The sequence below is a fragment of the Lacibacter cauensis genome (genome assembly GCF_007830055.1).
Classification (GTDB): Bacteria; Bacteroidota; Bacteroidia; order Chitinophagales; family Chitinophagaceae; genus Lacibacter; species Lacibacter cauensis.
Window position 1 is genome coordinate 197,263 of record NZ_VLLE01000002.1, and the last position, 21,324, is coordinate 218,586.

Annotated in this window: 20 protein-coding genes; 10 read left to right on the top strand and 10 right to left on the bottom strand. The window is 43.9% G+C overall.

Annotation, left to right across the window (positions count from 1 at the left end):
• Positions 1-279 precede the first annotated feature (279 nt).
• The gene (locus IQ13_RS00900; RefSeq protein WP_144883590.1) at positions 280-1,527 is read left to right on the top strand and encodes a DEAD/DEAH box helicase; all 1,248 of its coding nucleotides are present in this window, start codon (positions 280-282) and stop codon (positions 1,525-1,527) included.
• On the opposite strand, the gene IQ13_RS00905 is transcribed toward IQ13_RS00900, so the two are convergent.
• From IQ13_RS00905 to rbp, 4 genes are all read right to left on the bottom strand, one after another.
• Positions 1,524-2,597 carry a 3-oxoacyl-ACP synthase III family protein gene (locus IQ13_RS00905; RefSeq protein WP_144883592.1) on the bottom strand — a complete coding sequence of 358 codons (1,074 nt, stop codon included), beginning with the start codon at positions 2,595-2,597 and terminating at the stop codon, positions 1,524-1,526. The two genes, IQ13_RS00900 and IQ13_RS00905, sit on opposite strands and share 4 nt — an antisense overlap.
• A gap of 91 nt (positions 2,598-2,688) precedes the next feature.
• Positions 2,689-3,069 (bottom strand): hypothetical protein, encoded by a 381-nt coding sequence (locus tag IQ13_RS00910; protein WP_144883594.1) that lies wholly within the window; start codon positions 3,067-3,069, stop codon positions 2,689-2,691.
• A 23-nt stretch (positions 3,070-3,092) separates the two neighbouring features.
• Complete coding sequence (locus IQ13_RS00915; protein WP_242009443.1) at positions 3,093-3,347, bottom strand: short-chain dehydrogenase; 255 nt, start codon at positions 3,345-3,347, stop codon at positions 3,093-3,095.
• 46 nt (positions 3,348-3,393) lie between these two features.
• Positions 3,394-3,663 carry an RNA-binding regulator gene (gene rbp / locus IQ13_RS00920; RefSeq protein WP_144883596.1) on the bottom strand — a complete coding sequence of 90 codons (270 nt, stop codon included), beginning with the start codon at positions 3,661-3,663 and terminating at the stop codon, positions 3,394-3,396.
• Positions 3,664-3,859: 196 nt separating this feature from the next.
• Between rbp and IQ13_RS00925 the strand changes: the two genes are divergently transcribed.
• A complete protein-coding gene (locus IQ13_RS00925) occupies positions 3,860-4,261 on the top strand; it encodes a VOC family protein (protein WP_144883598.1) in 402 nt (133 codons plus the stop codon).
• Between the two features lie 103 nt (positions 4,262-4,364).
• Here IQ13_RS00925 and IQ13_RS00930 read toward each other — a convergent pair whose 3' ends face one another.
• Positions 4,365-4,982: an NUDIX hydrolase gene (locus tag IQ13_RS00930; RefSeq protein ID WP_144883599.1), complete on the bottom strand. Its 618-nt coding sequence runs from the start codon at positions 4,980-4,982 to the stop codon at positions 4,365-4,367.
• A gap of 216 nt (positions 4,983-5,198) precedes the next feature.
• Here IQ13_RS00930 and pyrE point away from each other — a divergent pair, with 216 nt between their 5' ends.
• Positions 5,199-5,834, top strand: a complete 636-nt coding sequence (pyrE, locus tag IQ13_RS00935; protein WP_144883601.1) for an orotate phosphoribosyltransferase — start codon at positions 5,199-5,201, stop codon at positions 5,832-5,834.
• 145 nt (positions 5,835-5,979) lie between these two features.
• The gene (locus IQ13_RS00940; RefSeq protein ID WP_144883603.1) at positions 5,980-6,339 is read left to right on the top strand and encodes a heavy-metal-associated domain-containing protein; all 360 of its coding nucleotides are present in this window, start codon (positions 5,980-5,982) and stop codon (positions 6,337-6,339) included.
• Positions 6,340-6,611: 272 nt separating this feature from the next.
• On the opposite strand, the gene IQ13_RS00945 is transcribed toward IQ13_RS00940, so the two are convergent.
• On the bottom strand, positions 6,612-7,073 hold the full coding sequence (locus tag IQ13_RS00945) for an LEA/WHy family protein (protein WP_144883605.1): 462 nt from the start codon (positions 7,071-7,073) through the stop codon (positions 6,612-6,614).
• A 295-nt stretch (positions 7,074-7,368) separates the two neighbouring features.
• On the opposite strand from IQ13_RS00945, the gene IQ13_RS00950 reads away from it, so the two are divergent.
• From IQ13_RS00950 to IQ13_RS00960, 3 genes are all read left to right on the top strand, one after another.
• Positions 7,369-7,965 (top strand): WbqC family protein, encoded by a 597-nt coding sequence (locus tag IQ13_RS00950; RefSeq protein ID WP_144883607.1) that lies wholly within the window; start codon positions 7,369-7,371, stop codon positions 7,963-7,965.
• A gap of 134 nt (positions 7,966-8,099) precedes the next feature.
• Entirely contained in the window at positions 8,100-12,479 is a 4,380-nt protein-coding gene (locus IQ13_RS00955) for a PKD domain-containing protein (RefSeq protein WP_144883609.1), read from the top strand.
• 16 nt (positions 12,480-12,495) lie between these two features.
• On the top strand, positions 12,496-13,515 hold the full coding sequence (locus IQ13_RS00960) for a PorP/SprF family type IX secretion system membrane protein (RefSeq protein ID WP_144883611.1): 1,020 nt from the start codon (positions 12,496-12,498) through the stop codon (positions 13,513-13,515).
• Here IQ13_RS00960 and IQ13_RS00965 read toward each other — a convergent pair whose 3' ends face one another.
• The 4 genes from IQ13_RS00965 to IQ13_RS00980 form a co-directional block, all read right to left on the bottom strand.
• Positions 13,516-15,510, bottom strand: a complete 1,995-nt coding sequence (locus tag IQ13_RS00965; protein ID WP_144883612.1) for a M56 family metallopeptidase — start codon at positions 15,508-15,510, stop codon at positions 13,516-13,518.
• Between the two features lie 4 nt (positions 15,511-15,514).
• Positions 15,515-15,919 carry a BlaI/MecI/CopY family transcriptional regulator gene (locus IQ13_RS00970; RefSeq protein ID WP_242009444.1) on the bottom strand — a complete coding sequence of 135 codons (405 nt, stop codon included), beginning with the start codon at positions 15,917-15,919 and terminating at the stop codon, positions 15,515-15,517.
• A gap of 130 nt (positions 15,920-16,049) precedes the next feature.
• On the bottom strand, positions 16,050-16,850 hold the full coding sequence (locus IQ13_RS00975) for a DUF4382 domain-containing protein (RefSeq protein WP_242009445.1): 801 nt from the start codon (positions 16,848-16,850) through the stop codon (positions 16,050-16,052).
• Positions 16,851-17,022: 172 nt separating this feature from the next.
• Entirely contained in the window at positions 17,023-19,413 is a 2,391-nt protein-coding gene (locus IQ13_RS00980; protein ID WP_144883614.1) for a sodium-translocating pyrophosphatase, read from the bottom strand.
• A 457-nt stretch (positions 19,414-19,870) separates the two neighbouring features.
• On the opposite strand from IQ13_RS00980, the gene IQ13_RS00985 reads away from it, so the two are divergent.
• From IQ13_RS00985 to IQ13_RS00995, 3 genes are all read left to right on the top strand, one after another.
• Positions 19,871-20,437 (top strand): RNA polymerase sigma factor, encoded by a 567-nt coding sequence (locus IQ13_RS00985; protein ID WP_199758142.1) that lies wholly within the window; start codon positions 19,871-19,873, stop codon positions 20,435-20,437.
• Positions 20,438-20,451: 14 nt separating this feature from the next.
• Complete coding sequence (locus tag IQ13_RS00990) at positions 20,452-20,805, top strand: hypothetical protein (protein ID WP_144883616.1); 354 nt, start codon at positions 20,452-20,454, stop codon at positions 20,803-20,805.
• A 115-nt stretch (positions 20,806-20,920) separates the two neighbouring features.
• On the top strand, positions 20,921-21,316 hold the full coding sequence (locus IQ13_RS00995) for an Hsp20/alpha crystallin family protein (RefSeq protein ID WP_144883618.1): 396 nt from the start codon (positions 20,921-20,923) through the stop codon (positions 21,314-21,316).
• The last annotated feature ends 8 nt before the right edge of the window (positions 21,317-21,324 follow it).

Below are 21,324 nucleotides of genomic sequence, written 5' to 3' on the forward strand. Positions count from 1 at the left end.
TCGGAGTCAGCAACTGTTCCGGAAGAAAGTGGAACAGTTAAATACAGGAACTGCATAAAGGTAAGCTTTTCGGCGCAGCTTTGCCTTCTGCAACGGTCGTTAAATTAAAATCGGCAAGGCAACGGTAAAACACTTACCTTTGCTGTTCTTAATGTTATCTCTCCCTTGTTTGTGAGTATCCTTCTCCTCAAATATGTGATGTGTTAACCTAAGGCAGATAAAGTATCAAACATTTTTTTTGATAGCCTTATCACATTTTTAATTTTAAAATTTTAGTTTGTGTTATTTAGTGAATTACAGCTCATTGAGCCTGTATTACAGGCGTTGAGCAAAGAGGGCTACAGCAGTCCAACACCCATTCAGCAAAAAGCAATTCCACCCATTCTTCAGCGAAGCGACCTGTTAGGTTGTGCGCAAACAGGAACCGGTAAAACAGCAGCGTTTACCATTCCCGTATTGCAGTTAATGCACCAGCAGCAGCAAGAAACGGCACGGAAGCATGCACAATTACAAACCTTAATCCTTACACCTACACGTGAACTGGCCATCCAGATTGGTGAAAGTGTAAAAGCCTATGGTCATTTTTTAAATCTTCGTCACCAGGTAATTTTTGGTGGTGTACCACAGTTTAGCCAGGTACAGGCCATTAAACGTGGTGTTGATATACTCATTGCAACACCTGGTCGTTTACTCGATTTAATGCAGCAGGGACATATCAACCTCAGCACAATTCAGTTTTTTGTATTGGATGAAGCAGACCGTATGTTAGATATGGGCTTTGTACAGGATGTGCGCCGCATTATTGCCAAGCTGCCTGCCAAACGCCAGACATTATTTTTCTCTGCAACCATGCCAACCGAAATTCAGCAGTTGGCCAATATGCTGCTTACCAATCCCGTGAAGGTAGAAGTTACTCCCGTATCATCTACTGCCGAAATGATTACACAATCGGTTTATTTTGTTGAAAAGCAGAACAAGCTTTCGCTGTTGGTGAAATTGCTGGAAGATACATCCATTGAATCGTTGTTGGTGTTTACACAAATGAAGCATGCAGCCGATAAGCTTGCACGCCAGTTGAACAATCATGGCATCCGTACAGAAGCGATTCATGGTAATAAATCGCAGAATGCAAGACAGGCTGCATTGAATAATTTCAAAAAACGCAAAACACGTGTGCTGGTAGCAACCGATATAGCTGCACGTGGTATTGATATTGATGAGTTAACGCATGTGCTCAACTACGAGTTACCAAATGTTCCTGAAACGTATGTACACCGTATTGGACGTACAGGAAGAGCAGGAGCGAGTGGCGTTGCGTTTTCTTTTTGTGATTGGAGCGAGAAAACATTTTTAACAGACATTCAGAAGCTGATTAAAAAGCAGATACCTGTTGTAAAAGATCATGCGTACGATATTGTAACCATGCACAGTTCACCTGCGCCGGTTGTAAATACGGCCATTCCTGTAATACAGAATATTCCAAGAGGTGGTGGCCGCCGCTATGGTAAAACTTTTTCGCAGCGTTAATAACGGTAGCAAACCGCATTAATATTCATGCCTGCTCCAACAGAGGCAAACAGAATGACATCACCGGCTTCGAGCCGGTGATTTTTTAATTCACCTTTTCTTACAAGATCGTACAACGTGGGTATCGTGGCTACCGAGCTGTTGCCCAGCCAATGAATACTCATAGGCATAATGTGATCGGGTGCAGTATTGATACCGTATAATTTGTACAGGCGGTTAATGATGCCTTCATCCATTTTTTCATTTGCCTGGTGAATAAATACTTTCTTCAACTCGTGAATAGCTACGCCACTTTTATCCAGGCAATCTTTCATCGCCTGCGGTACATACTTCATTGCATATTCATACACTTTTCTTCCTTTCATTTTGATGAACCGTACATGAGGATCGCTCTCGGGATAAAATGATGGCCCCATGTTAATGTAATTCACTTCTTCCAACGCATGGGTTTGTACAGCGGTGCTTAATAAGCCACTGCCATTTTCGGATGTATTGCTGTATTCAATTACTGCAGCACCGGCACCATCGCTGAAGATCATGCTGTCTCTGTCATACACATCAATTACACGTGATAATGTTTCGGCACCAATTACCAATGCTTTTTTTGCAATACCGGCTTTAAAAAATGCATCGGCCTGTATAACGCCTTGTAACCAACCGGGGCAGCCGAATAAGATATCATACGCCACACAACTGGGGTTATGTATGCCCAGCTTGTGTTTTACGAGTGAGGCTAATGATGGTACTGCATCGGTTTGTATGGTATGCTTTAATACATTACCAAAGTTATGTGCAACAATAATCTGGTCGAGTGTTTCAGGATCATCTCCGCTGTTTACAACGGCTTCTTTTGCTGCAATGGCTGCAATATCGGCGGTGCTTAAATCGTCGGTGGTATAACGGCGCTCTTCAATACCGGTTATCTGTTTAAATTTTTCTACCACTTCAGCTGGCGGAGTAGGTAAGGGCACATGTTCCTCAGTATAAAACAAATGCTTTGCAAAATCAGTGTTGGTTTGTACAACAGGAGGTATGTACGAACCGGTACCTTTAATAATTGAGCGTTGCATACAATATGGTTATCGATAAAAAAAACGCCTGCATCGGGTGCAGGCGCTGAAATATTTTTGTAAAAAGATGCAAACTAAATTATTAAAAAAATTATTCCGGCGCATCTGCATTATCTGTTGCTGTAATGGCTTCGTCCACTTCCTGAACTGCTACCTGCAGGTGCTGTTTAATAGAAAGGGAAAATGCATTCGTCATCGAGAACTCTACATGCTTATCCATAAGGAAACGTTTCATGTTCTCATCTTCGAGCAAAAAAGCAGCAAACTCTTTTGCAAAAGGCGGTTGTTTCGATTGGTTGTTCATACGTGCATTTACCAGTTCCAGATTGTTAAAGCTGTAACGGATTTTCCTGCCTGCGGCAGCACGTTCAAAATCGGTATGGTTCATCTGCAGTAACTGCTCACTTTGCGCCGAACGCTTTAATAAAATCTGAATAACCGGTAAATACTTTCGCCAGGTTTGTGTAAACATATGCTGTGTTTAAAAAACGTTGTTTAAATCGCCTCACTTAATTTGGTAAATTCTGCACCGTTGAAAATACGGGCAAGACCGCTGTCTTTTGTACGGTTCCATTCTTCCATTTTCGACTCCGAAATAATCCGCCAAAAGTTTTTACTCTTCAGTTCTTCGTAATCGTGGTTACGGATAAAAATACCTTTTACGGTACTGCGTTGTTTAAAGAAGATATTCACCTTCTCACTCTTTCTTGCTTTGGTTTCAATAAACTTTTCAATCATGTCATTCGTCATACTGCACTGAGATTTTTATATGAATAAAAGAAATTGCTGAAAAAAATTACCAGCGATTGTTACGTGGTTTTTCCTCACGTGGTCTTGCTTCCGATACCCTGATGGCCCGGCCTTCAACTGTTTTTCCGTTTAATTCGGCAATGGCTGTACCGGCAGCTGCATCGTCGGGCATTTCTACAAAACCAAATCCACGGCTTTGATTGGTCATTTTATCGATAATAACCTTTGCAGAAGTTACCTCACCGTAACCTGAAAATAACTGGCTTAATTCTGCATCCTGTACAGTATAGCCTAAATTGGAGACATAAATGTTCATCCTGCATGTTTTAGCGTAAAGAAACGTTGAGCTTAATGCTGGTGTAAAAGAAAAATAGGAGGGACGATGTTATAATTCGCTTACAAGAGATTACTCAAATGAACATTAAAGGTAACCTTTCTTTTCGGGAACAGCCGATTTATTTTGCCTGACAGCTGTAGCAGAAACCACCTATCTTGCTGTTTTAACAAATACTATGCAGCAACGAATAGCACAACTGGCTTTGGTGGTAAAGGATTACGATGAAGCCATTGCTTTTTACCGGGATAAACTTTTGTTCAGTTTGGTAGAAGACACTGTTTTAAGCGAAACTAAGCGCTGGGTGGTAATGGCTCCTCCCGGCAACAGCATCACGTATTTGCTGCTGGCAAAAGCAGCCAATGAAAAACAGCTGGCGAGCGTAGGTAACCAAACAGGTGGCCGTGTATTTCTTTTTTTGCATACTGATGATCTGCAACGTGACTATGAGCGTATGAAAGCTGCAGGTGTAAATTTTGTGCGTGAACCTTCGGTTGAAGTGTTTGGCAAAGTAGCAGTGTTTGAAGACTTGTACGGTACACTTTGGGATATGATTGAACCGGCAACCCCGGAATTTTAAACAAGTAGAACGTTTATCCGCTCTTGGGAGGGGCGTCAGCATCTTACGTAAGCCGGGAAATTATATGGGGTGGGTAACTTATAACTCTTAACCCATAACTTGCTCACACCAAACGCAACACATCTTTAATAGAAGGAAATGTATTGTTCAAATACAGTCCGATATCTTCTTTCTTTACCCATTTAATTTCCAGAATATCCTCTTCGGTTTGTGGGGTTGTGGTTTGCGCCCCTTTTACCTTCATTTTATACCAGTGCGAATCTTTGAGGATGTGCTTGCCAAATTCGTTGTAAGTATGATAGGTAATGGTAAGAAGCTCGCCCAATTCCGGTTGTTGTAACCCTGTTTCTTCCTCTACCTCCCGTACGGCACACTGCTCAATGGTTTCACCCGGGTCGAGCTTACCCTTGGGCAGATCCCATTTGCCCCGGCGGTGTATCAGCAGGTATTGGCCTTTTTCATTTTCCACCAAACCACCTGCGGCTGTAACCAATGTAAAGTGTTTAAAGAAAACTTTTTTCAGCTCATCAAGATCGCTGTGCAATAAAATGCCTGCATGAAACTCCTCCTTTGCAATTTCGTGCAGCAGCGATTTAATGGCAGGCCCCGAAATTTCATCCATTAACACAGCATCGGGGTGATGCATGTATTCTTCAATAGTAGCATCCACTTCGTTACAAAGGAAAACCGGTTTATCGCCAAAATAGATTTTGATGAACATGGGGGTAGAAGGTTTGAGGTTGTGGGTTTGAGTTGCAAGTTACAGGTTTCTGGTTGCAGGTTTCCGGTTGCTTGTGCCTTGCTCCTTGGATTTTCCTGTTTCCTGAACCTTGTTCCTTCGGTTTTTGCTTTTTGGATATTTTCCCTTGTACCCTGTTTTTGTTCCTTGGATTTTGGTTTTTCTTGAGCCTTGTCCCTTGTTCCTTATTTTTGCCGCATGACAAATGAACAAGCTGTAGCCGAGAAACTGTTACAAGTTAAGGCCATTAAACTAAATGTAAAAGAGCCCTTTACCTGGGCCAGTGGCTGGAAAAGTCCTATTTACTGCGATAACCGCAAAGTCTTATCCTTTCCGCATGTACGTGAGTTTATCAAGAGCGAAATGTGCAATGTTATTTTCGAACAGTTTCCCAATGCAGAACTGCTGGCAGGTGTAGCTACCGCCGGTATTGCCTGGGGTGCTATGGCGGCCGATCAGTTGAAGCTGCCTTATATCTATGTGCGTCCGAAACCCAAAGAACACGGATTGGGTAACCAGATTGAAGGAGCCTACGAACCCGGACAAAAAGTAGTGGTGATTGAAGACCTTATCTCTACCGGTAAAAGCAGTCTTCAGGTGGTAGATGTGTTGAAGGCAGCAGGTGTGGAAGTAATTGGTATGGTATCCATTTTCAACTATGGGTTTGATGCCGCCAAAGATGCATTTGCTAATGCCGGGGTGAAATATCTGTCGCTTACCAATTATCCCACACTCATTCAGCTAGCAATCGATAAGCAGATTGTGGAAGCAGGCGAACAGGAAGTTTTGTTAAAATGGAGTGCCGACCCTGCCAATTGGAAGGGAATGGAGTAATTTCATATCGGCACTGCTACTCCTCATGAATTATAGTCCAAAAAACTGTTCTGTGTCTAATCAGGGCGTAATCCCCTCCTTGGAGGGGGCTTGGGGGTGGGTCTCTTCAAAATCAGACAACTTAAAAACAATAACTACTCAACACATGAAAACATTCCTCAGCGTACTCTTCCTGGCGGTAACATTTACCGCCTCGGCCCAGTTTAAAAAGCCCATTGTGGCACAAATAAAAACACCACAGGCCCAATGTGCCGAGTGCAAAGAGCGCATTGAAAAGTTTATGAAAACGGAAGAAGGCGTGGTGAAAGTAGTGGTAGACATCCGTAAAAAAATAACCACCGTCACCTTTGCACCCGACCGCACCAATATCGAAAACGTAAAAACAGCCATTGCCAACCTCGGTTTTGATGCCGATGATGTGGTGGCTGAAGCGGAACAATACAAACGCTTACCCCTTTGCTGCAAACGGGAAGCCGATGGTGGCGGACCGCCCAAAAAACAATAATTCAAAGCTGAAAATAGAAAGCCCCATCGTTTAGAGCGATGGGGCTTTTTTTGTGCGGTTGTAGCATGAGCGCTTTAACGTATTTTGCCGCCTCGTACTTTAACCCCCAAGGCTAACTTGTAATTAATTTCTTTTAAATGTTTGAGGAAAGAAGAATGTCCTTTTTTCTGCCTAACAGATTCCTCCTTTGTCGGAAAGACAACTTTCGGGGCAGCAGTACAAATAGGTGAGGTTGAGAACAGAAACTCAAAATAAGAAACCTAAAACCTTCTCTACGGAGCCGGCTCCAAAATCCCCAACTCGTGTTTGCCCTCGTAGGCCAGCGGAATGGTTTTAAAAAGTCCGCCTACACCTGCCCGGATGGTGCCGTTGGCCCGGATGGTTACCTGCCTGCTGGAAATGGCCGACCAGGCATTTTTGAACAAATTCTTCATATCCGTTTTAATCCGGAGGGGTATGGCAAAGTCTGCCTTTCTGGCAACCTTGATCAACGTGTCGCTGTAGGCCCTTCCCAAATACACATCATCTACATACACATCAGCCTCGGTGTGATTGACCTGGAAACCGAGGCGGTTGGGGTTGTTGTAAACCAGTTCCATGTACACGGTTGTTTCATTTAACCCGATCGACTCCAGCCGAAGGTTTTGAAAATCCTTGTACTCCGGAATCTTAAAAGGGTTGCAGGAACAGAAAAACAGGACCAAGAGGAGCAGGAGAGAGAAGGTTCGTAACACGCTTTTTGAGTTTGGCGCAAATTAACACAAGCTGTTGATATCTCTTTTAAAAGCTTTCGTGGAAGGTCTTACTTTTGAACTAAATTCATTAGCGGATTTTGGGGTAAAGAAGCTACCGGAGAAAGGCAAAGGATTGTAGTACTTAAATATAATAGTAAATGGTTGTTTTTAAATTTATTAACTATATTTTATTTATTTTTAAATAAATGCAAAATGTACCTATAAATCGTTGAAACAGTCCTTTAAAAATGACTTTGGATAACATGGAGGTTAACAGAATTTAAATATAATATAAATGATTGATTTACATTATTTTGGAGATATTTATTCGTATTTAAAATTTATACAACGAACAAATGTTGAATTTTCGCCATATCAAAACTACCAAAGAGCCTCAAAATTGAACCGAATGCGGTTAATGGGAGCTAATGGTCCACTCCTCCTCAGCGTGCCGTTAGAGGGCGGCAGAGACCAGCAGGTGGCATTGAAGGGTTTGCGGATCTCCTATGCCGAACCCTGGCAACGGATCCATTGGCGGGGTATCCACGACAATTACCGGAAGGCTCCCTGGTTTGAGGACTATGCCCCCGGGCTGGAAAGCCTGTACCGGAAGCGGGAGAAATTTCTGCTGGACCTGAACCTAAAAACCACTGAATGGGCAGTACAACGACTAAAACTAAAAGTTGACTTTTTGGCAGTAGAAAGGGAGCAGGACCTCCTGAAGCAGGTGCAGGTTGCAAAAGACTCCGGGCAGCCGAAGACCGGTAGCTGGCCAGTGTACCAGCAGGTTTTTGGTGAACGGCATGGGTTTGTACCCAATCTGAGTATTGTTGATTTGTTGCTTTGTGAAGGGCCGATGGCCATTAACTATTTAAAAAAAATTGCACTGTAATAAAAGTTTGCAGCCGATTAAACGTCAAACGCTTTCTTTAGTCTAACATCCTTACATGAAGAATTGCTGACCTGATTGAAGTTACCCACCATTTAATCATTAACTTGTAACCCGCTCTTCAGGCTGCTTAAAAAATGAGAAAATTCTTCAGTCTATTTGTAACTGTACTCTTTGTTACCCAACTTTTGCGTGCACAGGATTTTTCGAACCGGGGAAAAGATTTCTGGATCGCTTACCCATCGCATATTGATGGTACCAACTCGGTGATGGGGTTGTATATCACATCCGATCAAAATGCCTCGGGCACCATCAAAGTAGGGGGTACTACTATCGCTTTTACCGTTACTGCCAATACCATTACCCGTAAGTTTTTAGGTCCCGGTGCAGGTGGCGATGCACCCAATACCGGAGTTCATTTAACTGCCCAGGACGGCATTGAAGTGGGTAAGGGTATACGTGTTACTTCCGATAAGCCTGTGGTTGTATATGCACATATTATCCGTTCGGCACGTTCAGGGGCTACCTTGGCCTTGCCTGTTTCGGTATTAAGTAAGGAATACATTATACCCAGTTACCGGAATGTGGGCAGCGGTGGTGCCAATGCAGGGTACGGAGAGCTTGCAGTTGTGGCAACCGATACGAATACCATTGTAGAAATAACACCCTCCGTAACAAGCCGCTCCGGCACAAGGGCGGCGGGTGTGCCATACACCATAACGCTGGCCAACCCCGGCGATGTGTACCAGGTGCAGTTTCAGCAAAATGCCGATATATCGGGCACCATTGTACGCTCCATAGCAGCCAACGGTATAAAATGTAAAAAGATTGCAGTGTTTTCGGCCACCACCTGGTCGGCCTTTGATTGTACGACACCGGTTGCATCAGGTGGCGATAACCTGTTTCAGCAACCATTTCCCACCACATCGTGGGGCAAGAGCTTTTTAACAGCGCCGTTTTTCAATAATCCATCTAACAGAGATATCATTCGTGTATTTGTAAAAGATCCGGCCACTGTTGTGCAGAAAACAGAATTGGGTGTTACCACCACACTTACAGGCTTAATTGCGGGTTCTTATTACGAGTATTCAACTGGTAATCCAACCGCCATTACCGCCGATAAGCCGGCATCGGTGGTGATGTATATCCGTTCGCAAACCTGCCAAACACCAGCCGCCAATACCGATCCGGAAATGGTGATCATCAACCCGGTTGAGCAGACCATAAATGATATTACCGTGTTTTCGGCGCACCAAAACTTTGTACCTACGGGTCAAAGCCAGGTAACCAATCACTATCTCAATATTATTATTAAAACAGCTGCAGCTGCTTCGTTTCGTATCAGCGGAGTGGCACCTACGGGTACCTTCATCCCTATACCGGGTACGCAGTATTCATACCTGCGGGAAGATGTTTCGGCCAAGTCGGCCAGTAATCCTGTACACAGCTTAAAGGCCGATTCAGCTTTTATTGCCATTGCCTATGGTTTTGGTAATGTGGAATCGTACGGGTACAATGCGGGAACGAATGTGAAAGATCTCTTTCAGTTTATTGATACGAAGAACTCATTGGGTACAGCACCTTTCCCGGCAGCCTGTATCAATTCACCCTTTAATTTCTCAATTACATTTCCCTATCAGCCCGATTCGATCCGTTGGGATTTCGGAACGTTGTTTCCTGCCGTATCGTATAGTTCGCCTGTAGCCGATACCAGCTACCTTATCAGCGGACGTATGGTGTACCGATTCCGCATACCGCAAACCTATTCGATACCTACGGCGGGTACCTATACGGTAAAAGTATATGCCCGTAACCCCTTGGGTGATGGGTGCAGCAGTGACCAGGAAATTGAATTTGATCTGCAGGTGTTCAATCCTCCAACAACTGACTTTAGTTTTACGAGCTCAGGCTGTACCGATTCGGCTGTGGTGTTTACACCCAGCACCAACTCGGGAGGAAGACCCATCATTAAACATTACTGGGATTTTGGCGACGGTACTACGGGCAGCACGGCCAATCCATCCAAAATCTATCTCAGCCCCGGTACATTTACAGTAAAGTATGTAGCATTGACGGATATTGGTTGTATCAGCGATACGGTTACCAAAACCATTACGCTTACCAAAGTACCGGTAGCGAAATTCGGTATCCTGGATTCGTTGTGTATCGGCAAAGTATTAACCTTCCGTGATTCTTCATCGTTAGCAGGTGGCTTTGGCAGTATAACCAACTGGAACTGGAGTACGGGAGTCGGAGGTCCGATCAATAATACATCCTCTGCCGATGTAACAACTACTTATGGTGCTACCGGTAATTACACAGCCAGTCTGCAACTGCGTACCAACACCGGTTGTACCAGTCCGGTTTATCAAAAAGCAGTAACCATCCGGCCTAAACCAACAGTTGATTTTACCTTATCGCATGGCTGTTTGCCGAACCCTGTTATCAACTTTACAAATACCTCTACTATTGCTGATGGTACACAGGCTGGTTTTGCGTATGCCTGGAACTTTGGTGACCCTGCAAGTGGTGCACTCAATAGCGCAACTGTTCAAAATCCGTCGCATGCATATCCTTCGGCCGGTCCGTTTACTGTGCAGTTGAAAATAACTTCGCAGTACGGTTGTATTGATTCGGTAACGAAAGCAGCCGATAAAATTTATCCGCAACCGAAGGCTGATTTTACTGCGCCTGCAGAAGTGTGCTGGCAAACGCCCATTACATTTACCGATGCATCGAATGGCTTCACGCATCCGGTTACAAAATGGGAGTGGCGCTTCAGCGATGGAACTACCTCTACCCAAAAAAATCCGGTAAAGAACTTTACCAATCCCGGTACTTATACAGCAACGCTCTGGGTGTTTACCGATCAGAATTGTGTAAGTGATACGATTGCAAAAACAGTTGTGGTGAACCCATGGCCAACAGCCAGCTTTACCACAAGCACCATTCTGTGCGAAAAGAATGTGTTGAACTTCACCAATACTTCAGTTGCCAATGCTGGTAATATAGCACGTGCCTATTGGGATTTTGGCGATGGTAATACTGCCAATATCAATATACTCACCAGCACACATACTTATACCAACTGGGGAAATTATACGGTTCGTTTTGTAACAGAAACAGACAAGGGTTGCCGGAATGATACCTTATTGCAAACAATACTGATTCACCCGCTACCCAAGCCGGGTTATGTGTTGCCGGAAGTTTGCTTGAACGATGCATTGGCCTTGTTCCTCGATACATCGTCGATTGCAGATAACAGTACGGCACAGCTGACTTACTTGTGGATGTTTAATACAAGTACACCGGCTATTGTCCCGGGTCCCGTACCAGCAACCAGTACATTGAAAAATCCGGCGATTAAGTTTAATAAGGCCGATAATTATTTGCTGTCGTTAACGGTAACCAGCAAGGATGGTTGTAAAGATTCGGTTGTAGCGATTCCGTTTACCGTAAATGGTTCGGTACCGAATGCTGACTTTACTATTTTAACAACGAACGGACAATGCAGCAATCAGGATATTCAAATAAAAGATAACTCAACGGTAGATTTTGGTTCGGTAACGAAAGTGGAAATTTATTGGGACAATGCCAATACGCCTGCATTGTTTGAAACAGATGATGTACCAACACCGGGTAAAATCTATAACCATCGTTATCCCGATTTTCAAACACCATTAACGAAGACCTACCAGATACGCTACAAAGCTTACTCAGGTATTCTTTGTGTGGATGAGCAGATCAGAACCATTACCATCAATGCAAGTCCGCTTACACAGTTTAATGCATTGGCGGCTGTTTGTGTAAATGATAACTCTTTCCAGATTACGCAGGCAAGCGAACTGGGAGGCTTGCCGGGTACAGGTGTTTATTCGGGTAAAGGAATTAACGCTGCAGGCATCTTTAATCCATCAGCAGCAGGCGTGGGTGTACACACATTACGCTACACATTTACAGCGGCCAATGGTTGTGTGCATTACAGCGAGCAAACGATTGAAGTGTGGCCCAAGCCAACTGTAAATACCGGTGCAGATATTACCGTACTGGAAGATGGTGTGCGTAAAATAACCGATGTAACGGTAACGGGTAGCGGCTTACAGTTCTTATGGACGCCCGCCACTTATTTGGACAGCGATACGGTTCAGTTTCCAACCATCATTGGTCCAAAAGATGATGTTACTTACACACTAACGGTAACGAACAGCTTTGGTTGTACCGCAACTGATGATCTGTTTATGAAAGTATTGAAATCGCCCCGTCCGCCGAATACCTTTACTCCAAACGGTGATGGTATCAACGATTTCTGGGAAATCAAATTCATAAACGATTATCCGGGTTCTGTAATAGAAGTATACAACACTGCCGGAACAATGGTTTACCGTTCGGTGGGTTACAGCACACCCTGGGATGGTAAATGGAAAGGGCAGCCATTACCTGCAGGTACTTATTATTATGTAATGGATCCGAAAAACGGCCGCAAACGCATCAGCGGTTTTGTAACCATATTACGATAAGAAGAGTTGATTATTTATGAAACGAGTTGTTTTGTTCGCATGGTTTTGTTGTTTGCTGATGCACATGAAGGCGCAGCAACGACCGCATTATACGCAGTATATCATCAACCCTTACATCATTAACCCTGCATTAACGGGTATCGAAAATTATACGGATATAAAATTGAGTTACCGCAGCCAGTGGGTTGGTTTTCCGGGTGCACCACAAACGGTTTATGCAACTGTGCATACACCCATTGGTAAAGATGATTACCGCAACAGTCCCACTTCATTTGAAGTACCCGGTGAAAATCCGAGAGGCAAACAGTATTGGGAAGATTATACGGCAGCAACACCGCATCATGGGGTAGGTGCAACCCTCATCAATTATAAAACAGGTTATATCAACCGCTACTTTGCTACCGTATCGTATGCCTATCATTTGGGTTTATCGCCTAAGTTGAATTTATCGGCCGGTTTTGCAGGAGGTATTTCGGGCACAACCATCGATGCTTCAAAGATTGAACTGGCCAATCCTGTTGATCCTGCTATTGGTGGTGTTACGCAGGAGTTGCGCAGCATAAAGCCCGAACTGAGTGCCGGTGTGTGGCTGTACAGCGATGTGTTTTTTGCAGGTATATCGGCACAGCAGATCATTCCGCAAAAAATGAATCTGGTGTCGAGCGATTTGTACAGATCAACCCTGGTGCCACACATTTTTGCGACAACAGGTTACCGTTTTGCTGCAGGTGATGATGTGAATGTATTGCCATCGGTGATGGTGCGTTACATACCAAGTATGCCGGTATTTGTGGATGTAAATGTAAAAGCCCAGTACCACGATCGTTTCTGGTTAGGTGGTAACTATCGTATAAAAGAAGGTTTTGCGGCGATGGCAGGGTTTAATATTTCCAATACCTTAAACGTAAGTTATTCGTACGATGTAAACAATTCGAAATACCTTTTACAGTACATGCAAAGAGGCACACACGAAATTGTGATTGGCTTTTTACTGGGGAATAAGTACGGCGATCTTTGCCCACGTCGTGTGTGGTAATTACAAACGAATTACTTCGAGTTTCTTAATAACAATACGCTTGGGTTGGGGAGGCATATTCATTTGCTGACCCTGCTGTGGAATAGAATCTACCGGGCAATTGCACGATGGAGGAGGGCCTTGTAAGAACAGCACATCATTCTCCACTACAAATTCGAAGTGCTGCTGTGCACGTTTAATTTCATCCAGCAATGCTTTTTTATTGTGCAATACTGCCAGGGCAGCCGAACGGTTGGTACGGTAGCGTTGTTCTTCTTCAGCCAATGTACTGTCAACCGCTTTTTTGGGCCGGCGCATGACACTTACTTTTGTTTTCATCCGTTCTTTCTTTACTTCATCGGAGCCCTGTTGCAACCGTTGAAAGAATACGCCCTCTTCCATTGGAAGAAAACGTTGCAGGAATTCATCGGGAGGAAACTGCTGAAACGTAAACCCTTCGGGCCATTGTATGTTGATCTTCTTTAGCAATGAATCGGTATGCCAGTTTTTTGTGTATGCAGAATAATGTTGTGGTAATACTCTCACAGAAGGCATTTTTCTGCGTGGAGCTTCACGTGTACGATCTCCGTTCTCAACATACACATTCATTTCTTTTTCCTGTTGTGCATATTGTAACGAGTCGTGTTTATAGCGGAACAGAAATACATCACGCTCAGGTTGTTCCGGTTTTTCTCTACGATACTGTGTGCCGGGTTTTACAATCCGTTCGAACCATTCAACCGGCATATCGTTGATGATTACTTTGTCGAATTTCAGTTCTTCATTTTCCAGTTCATCCCACAACACCACATTTTCCATTTTTGTTTTGGGGTGAAGCTGCAGACGGTATTTCCGTTCTTCATCGTGTAATACCACTTCGTCTTTGGTTTTCTTTTCCACTACTTCGGTGGTAAGATAATACGTATTATTGGCTGACTTTTTTAACGGTGTAGAAGAAGCCATTCTGCGTTCGCTCAGCTGAACAGCAGGCTTATGTTCTTTCAGCATCCAGCCGGTTAAGGCAAACACAACCGTAAACAAAACCAATGCTAATAAACGGGAACTGATTTTATTTTTTTCTGCAGGTAAATTGAGAATACGTTTGATGCGGTCTTTCAAATGATGTTTATTATCGCCCAAAGCCATAGCCAGCTGCGGATTTTGGATACGTGCTTTCTCAACATTCAATAATGCTTCGGCATAAACTGCTGCATTTTGCTGATAGTTCATTACATAATCATCGCAGCTGTTTTCTCTTTCTTTGCGGGCAATGCCAATGAGCAATAATGCAAAAGGATTAAAGAAGAGAATGGTTTCCGAAACAGACAAGAGCATGTTCCAGAAATAATCATTCCGCTTAATATGCGCCAGCTCGTGTAACAATACAGCTTCGAGTTGTGCAGCTGTTAAATGTGTTACTGCTGTTGCAGGCAGTAATACAATGGGTTTTAAAAAGCCAATGGTTGCAGGAATATCAATCTGTTTACTGAAATAGAGTTGCACATTGCGTTGCAGTCCCATTGTTTCAACCAGGTAGCTGAAGAATTCTTTGATGTCATCTTCCACTTCCGTCAATCCTTTGTTGCGGAGTGCATTGGCTGCCTGTACCTGCAACAGCAGTTTGGCAGCAAACCAAACAAGCACAACAATGTAGGCTGCAGAAAGATAGGGCAGTACAAACTGAATTTTATAATCGAGCCAGTTGAAAAAGAGTTCCCAACGGTTACTGTTAGTAAAGCTGTTGAGCAAGCTGTTGCCCGCACCTGCATCGGTAATAACCAAGGCTGTTTTTTGCTGCAGTTGATTGTTCCAGAGGCTGCCGATGGTATAAAGGAACCACGCAAAGCCTGTAAACGATAAAACAGTACTAAAGAAATTCTTTATCGTTGATTGTTTGATGCGGAACAGCAAAACAACCAGGTGATAAAGCAGATACAGCAAACCGATTTGCCAGATGCTGTTGGCAATTGCTTTACCCAAGGCCTGTAAAAATGCAGATTGAAACAGTTGCTGCATGCGGTTACTGCTGTTTCAGGTTATCAATTAATTTTTGAATTTCATCCAGTTCTTCTTTCGAGGCTTTGTGGTTGCCCAAGGCCTGCATCACCAGTTGTGAAGATGAACCCTGGAAAAGGGTATCGATCATTTTACCTACGAACTGTTTTTGTGTTTTTTCACGGCTCAGCAATGGAGCATACTTATGTGTTTTGCTGCTTTCATCCCGCTTTACCATTCCTTTTTCGTGCATAATCTGCATCAGCTTCAGGGTGGTGGTGTAACCTGCATCTTTCGTTTTACTCAGTTCTTCATGCACATCACGAACGGTTGCTTCGCCACGTTCCCACAATACCCGAAGAATTTCCAGTTCACTTTCTGTAGGTTTTAATTGCTTTAAACTCATGGTATACGACTTGTTTCGTATCAAAAATACGAGTTCGTTCGTAAAAACCAAGACCATCCGTCATGTAAATGCGTGGCTTAACAAAATTTTGAAGAATAGTGGGCATAAAAAAGCCGCTCAACTGAGCGGCTTTGTATGTGGTATCACAGAATGCTTATTTCTTTTCCAGTTTCACTGTATCAACAATAGTGATCTGTCCTAAGGTAACAGGCACCACTTTGGTTGCTGTTTTGTGAATGGTATCGCCGGGCACATACGAGAATGTGTAGCTGCCGGCAGGAATATCTTTGATCATGTAGTTACCATTGCCTACCTGTGTAAAGGTTGAAGCAACTGTATCGGGTCCGTTAATCGCATAAATTGCTGTAATGATCGAATCCGGAGCAACCACACCTTTTACGCTACCACCTGATGATGCAAAAGAAATGATGCGCAAAACAGGTTTCAACAGGTATTGCCCACTGTTGCCGGCTTTTACAATTGATTTACCTGCATCAAAGTCTAACACCAGTCTGTACAGGATACCACCTGTAACATCCTGCTGGATCTGTACTTTCAAACCAGAATGCTGTGCGCTTGGCGTAGTTAAATTGATTTTTTGTCCTGTTTTGGTAATGATGTAGTTGTTATCGCCCAGTAACAAGCGGATTTGTGAAATACGGCCTGCAGGAATCTCTGCATCTGCAAGGATAGTATCTTTTCCGTTGGTAAGGTCCAGAAGGTTATACAGTCCGGGATAAGCATTGGTCAATGTTATTTCAGCACTGTCGCCCATTTTGATAGCGATGCCTTTCACGTCAACCCAAACTTCTTTCACGTTCGGATCGGGGGCATCCGTTAACCGAACCTGCAAACGTGGTTTATCACTGCTCTTATTCTTCTGGCAACTAACTGCCAGCACTGTTGCTGCCATGATTACAACTCCCGAAAGAATTGTACTGAATTTCAGTTTCATAAAGTGATTTGTTTTAAATGAGTAATCCAATTCGTTTTCATATAAACCAAACATCGTTCCAAAATTAAAATTATATCTGCGCAACAGTGAAAAACGTCTTATGCAACGCAAAAAAATCCCTGCGTAAAAGAGCGCAGGGATTTATCTATAGAAAGAAATTTTTATGTGAAGACTAATTCACGTTGATGTTGAGTTCTGTTTTACCATTCAGTAAGGAACGGTATTTCTCCAACACCTCTGTTGGTTGTACCATACCATTAATGGTTAATACGTCTTCCTTCAGTTCAATAGAGAAAGCTTTTGCATCAACCAGTCCATCCGCAACAATTGCAGCAACGAATGGATTTTCAAATTTTACATCTGCTTCTGCAGTTGTTTTCTGTTCCATCTTCACTTCAATCTTCTGCTCATGTTTTGCATGACCACCTGTACCATACATCTGTGCAAGGGTAGGAGCAATTACCAATGAAACAATTGACATCAACTTGATGAGGATATTCATTGACGGACCGGAAGTATCTTTAAACGGATCGCCCACGGTATCACCTGTTACAGAGGCTTTGTGTGGTTCGGATTTTTTATAGAACACTTCACCGTTAATTTCAACACCTTTCTCAAATGATTTCTTGGCATTATCCCAAGCACCACCGGCATTGTTCTGGAACATACCCATCAGTACACCACTTACGGTAGCACCCGCCAGGAAACCACCCAAGGCTTCGGGCCCCATGGTGAAACCAATGATCAATGGAGCGGCAATCGTAATAGCACCCGGCAATAACATTTTTTTGATGGATGCTTCGGTAGAAATTGCCACACACTTATCGTATTCAGGCTTGCCTGTACCTTCCATAATACCTGGAATGGTACGGAACTGGCGACGCACTTCTTCCACCATACTCATCGCTGCTTCACCTACTGCACGAATGGCGAGTGAAGAGAAGATGAACGGAATCATTGCACCTACAAATAAACAAGCCAGTACATCGGCTTTATAAATATCAATACCGCTGATGCCAGCCACACCCACAAACGCAGCAAACAAAGCCAACGCTGTTAATGCAGCAGAAGCAATGGCGAAACCTTTACCGGTTGCAGCAGTTGTGTTACCAACCGCATCTAATACGTCTGTCTTTTCACGTACATCTTTTGGTAATTCGCTCATTTCGGCAATACCACCGGCATTATCAGCAATCGGTCCGAATGCATCAATTGCCAATTGCATCGCTGTAGTGGCCATCATACCTGCAGCCGCAATGGCCACACCATATAAACCGGCACACAAGAACGAACCATAAATACCAGCTGCCAATACCAGGATAGGGAGGAAGGTTGATTCCATACCGATTGCCAGACCACCAATTACGTTGGTAGCATGGCCGGTAGAAGACTGGCGAATGATGCTCAATACCGGACGTTTACCCATTGCTGTGTAATACTCGGTGATGATGCTCATTAATGCACCCACCACTAAACCCACAGCGATAGCGCCGAGTACACCCCATTTGGTAATAAGGTATTCTTCCGAAGTACCAGGACGGAAAGTCATAGTTTCCGGAAGAATAAAATATACAAGACCAATACAGGAAATCGCTGTAAGAACAATTGAGCCCCAGTTACCCATGTTCAATGCTTTCTGAACATTATCGGTACTGATACCTGCGTTGTCGCTGATCTTTACGAACCAAGTTCCAATAATTGAAAAGAGAATTCCTAATCCTGCAATAACCATTGGTAAAAGAATAGGAGCCATGCCACCAAAATCATCAATTGATTTTGTTTGCTGTCCCAACACCATTGTTGCCAACACGGTTGCCACATACGAACCGAACAAATCGGCACCCATACCAGCCACATCACCTACGTTATCACCTACGTTATCTGCAATAGTTGCAGGGTTACGAGGATCATCTTCTGGAATACCCGCTTCAACTTTACCCACTAAATCAGCACCTACGTCGGCAGCTTTTGTATAAATACCACCACCTACACGGGCAAACAAGGCGATTGATTCTGCACCCAGTGAAAAACCGGTGAGCACTTCAATTGTCTTGAGCATTTCTGCACCATTTACATCAGCACCTGCAGGAACAAAGATGGCTTTGAGAATAATAAATAAGGCACCCAGACCAAGTACCGCCAAACCGGCAACACCCAAGCCCATTACCGCACCGCCTGTGAACGAAACATTCAGGGCTTTGCTAAGGCTTGAACGGGCAGCCTGTGCAGTACGTACGTTACTTTTTGTAGCGATGCGCATACCAATATAACCGGCAGTAGCACTAAACACGGCACCAATTACAAAGGCAATGGCAATACTCCAGTGGCTGTTCGGGTTAGCCATTGCCATTACACCTAAAAGGATGGCAACAATTACCACAAAGTAGCCCAGTATTTTCCATTCGGCTTTCAAGAAAGCCATAGCACCGGTTGCAATGTAATCGCTGATTTCTTTCATGCGGTCGCTGCCGGCATCCTGTTTCGATACCCAGTTAAATTTCACGAACGTGTACAGCAATCCAATAACTGCCATAGCGGGAACGAGATAAATCAAATTCTCCATAAACGAAAAATAGTGTTAGTTGATTGAATGAACTCCGGCAACGTTGCCGAAAATAGTTCAAGGGCGGCAAAGATAGGGGAATGAGGCTAAAAATGAGACGGTTGCGGAGCAGTGGGGAAAACGGGATTTAGTCGTGAGTGGTGAGTGAAGAGTTAAGGGTTATGTGTTGCCGGTTGCAGGTTGCCGGTTGCTGGTTATGGGGTATGGGTGGAGCTGCGTATAGTGTTTTAGTTAAGGGCTACGGCAAGTAAGCGCTTTTACTACGCTTTATCTATGCTTTATCCTGCCTTTATGGTGGCTTTAGCAGCGAAGGATGGACGGAGGTGACTAATCCTAAGTTAATTGTACTGGTCATAAAATAAATGATGTTCCTTTACCATAAACCTTCTCCTTGTCCCTTCCGCTTTTTCCTGCATCTTTAAAGTAAAATCAAAACAGCCATCGTCTTGTTTATCAAATGAAGGATGGCATGGAGGCAATGGCCCGTCAACAAACAATCATATCGGCAGTAAAGGATTACGGCCGGCAACTTTTTGGTTTTATACGCAGCCGTGTAAATACCAACGAAGATGCCGAAGACATTCTGCAGGATGTATGGTACCAGTTCAGCAATTTCTCGGGGGTAGACTCGGTAGAAAATGTAGGCGGCTGGCTGTACCGTGTGGCCCGTAACCGCATTATTGACAAAGCACGCAAAAAGAAAGAAGCCCACCTCGAAGACTATACCTACGAAGACGAAGAGGGTGTCAGCTTTTTTACTTCGTTGATGCGCAGCAACGAAACCGATGCGGAAACACAAACCATGCAGCGGGTGATCTGGGACGAATTAATGGCTGCCTTACAGGAACTCCCCGAAAAGCAACGCAATGTGTTTGTGTGGAATGAGCTGGAAGAAATGACGCTGCAGGAAATTGCCGACCGTGAAAACGAAAACATCAAAACCATCATCTCCCGCAAGCGTTATGCTGTATTGCATTTACGGGAGCGATTGGAAACATTGTACAACGATCTTACAAACAATTAAACTTTTTAAAGACAATGCGGAACAGGAATAAAAAATGGATGGCGTTTATACCCTTGCTGATTGTGGCAGGTGTGGCACTCTTTGGCTGGCTGGTAATGTATTTATGGAATGTGGCATTGGTGCCGGCGGTGAACGGTGTTAATACAATCGGCTTCTGGCAGGCACTGGGTATTCTGTTGCTGAGTAAAATTTTGTTCAGCAGTTTTTCGGGCAAAAAGCACAAAGGCGATCATGCGTGGAAAAAGAAATGGGATACGATGAGTGATGAAGAGCGCAGGCGTTTTCGCCAGGAGTGGTGGAAGCGTTGCGGAAAAATGCCCGAGCCTCCTGCAACACAACAGCAGGATAAAGATGAAGCATCACTTTAAACAAAAGACCGGCCAACGCCGGTCTTTTTATTGTGAGTTGCATGAATAAAGTAAAACAGCTGTGTGCATCGTCATTCTACCTGTTATCATTTTTATTCATTTAAAACAAACAACGATGTATCAAACACATCACGCCGCAAAAGGCGATTACTACGGAAGCAGCAAACGGCACCTGCTTTACCGCTCCATGCAACGGGCCGCAGTAAACATTTACAAAACAGCAACCAGTTATGAAATGCTGGTGTTTGCACCGGGCCGCATCAAGGAACATTTTTCGGTGAGTGTAAAAGGAAATGAGTTAACAATTTCTTATACGCCACCCGAAGGTTTTCCAAAGTTCAACTGGGTATTGCGTGAGTACAGCCGTGGTGGTTTTGTACGCAGCTTTACGTTAGATGAAACCATTGATGCTGCTGCCATTACTGCAAAGTACGAAGAGGGGGTGCTGCAGGTGAGTTTGCCTGTAATAGCAGGTGCAACCAACAAAGAACAGGAAATTAAGATTAGTTAGGTTGGTTT

Excerpts from the sequence above, each read along its gene's own strand:
- IQ13_RS00905 (WP_144883592.1), bottom strand. The coding sequence starts at position 2,597 with ATGCAACGCTCAATTATTAAAGGTACCGGTTCGTACATACCTCCTGTT.
- IQ13_RS00910 (WP_144883594.1), bottom strand. The coding sequence starts at position 3,069 with ATGTTTACACAAACCTGGCGAAAGTATTTACCGGTTATTCAGATTTTA.
- IQ13_RS00915 (WP_242009443.1), bottom strand. The coding sequence starts at position 3,347 with ATGACGAATGACATGATTGAAAAGTTTATTGAAACCAAAGCAAGAAAG.
- rbp (WP_144883596.1), bottom strand. The coding sequence starts at position 3,663 with ATGAACATTTATGTCTCCAATTTAGGCTATACTGTACAGGATGCAGAA.
- IQ13_RS00925 (WP_144883598.1), top strand. The coding sequence starts at position 3,860 with ATGCAGCAACGAATAGCACAACTGGCTTTGGTGGTAAAGGATTACGAT.
- IQ13_RS00930 (WP_144883599.1), bottom strand. The coding sequence starts at position 4,982 with ATGTTCATCAAAATCTATTTTGGCGATAAACCGGTTTTCCTTTGTAAC.
- pyrE (WP_144883601.1), top strand. The coding sequence starts at position 5,199 with ATGACAAATGAACAAGCTGTAGCCGAGAAACTGTTACAAGTTAAGGCC.
- IQ13_RS00940 (WP_144883603.1), top strand. The coding sequence starts at position 5,980 with ATGAAAACATTCCTCAGCGTACTCTTCCTGGCGGTAACATTTACCGCC.
- IQ13_RS00950 (WP_144883607.1), top strand. The coding sequence starts at position 7,369 with ATGATTGATTTACATTATTTTGGAGATATTTATTCGTATTTAAAATTT.
- IQ13_RS00955 (WP_144883609.1), top strand. The coding sequence starts at position 8,100 with ATGAGAAAATTCTTCAGTCTATTTGTAACTGTACTCTTTGTTACCCAA.
- IQ13_RS00960 (WP_144883611.1), top strand. The coding sequence starts at position 12,496 with ATGAAACGAGTTGTTTTGTTCGCATGGTTTTGTTGTTTGCTGATGCAC.
- IQ13_RS00965 (WP_144883612.1), bottom strand. The coding sequence starts at position 15,510 with ATGCAGCAACTGTTTCAATCTGCATTTTTACAGGCCTTGGGTAAAGCA.
- IQ13_RS00975 (WP_242009445.1), bottom strand. The coding sequence starts at position 16,850 with ATGAAACTGAAATTCAGTACAATTCTTTCGGGAGTTGTAATCATGGCA.
- IQ13_RS00980 (WP_144883614.1), bottom strand. The coding sequence starts at position 19,413 with ATGGAGAATTTGATTTATCTCGTTCCCGCTATGGCAGTTATTGGATTG.
- IQ13_RS00985 (WP_199758142.1), top strand. The coding sequence starts at position 19,871 with ATGAAGGATGGCATGGAGGCAATGGCCCGTCAACAAACAATCATATCG.
- IQ13_RS00990 (WP_144883616.1), top strand. The coding sequence starts at position 20,452 with ATGCGGAACAGGAATAAAAAATGGATGGCGTTTATACCCTTGCTGATT.
- IQ13_RS00995 (WP_144883618.1), top strand. The coding sequence starts at position 20,921 with ATGTATCAAACACATCACGCCGCAAAAGGCGATTACTACGGAAGCAGC.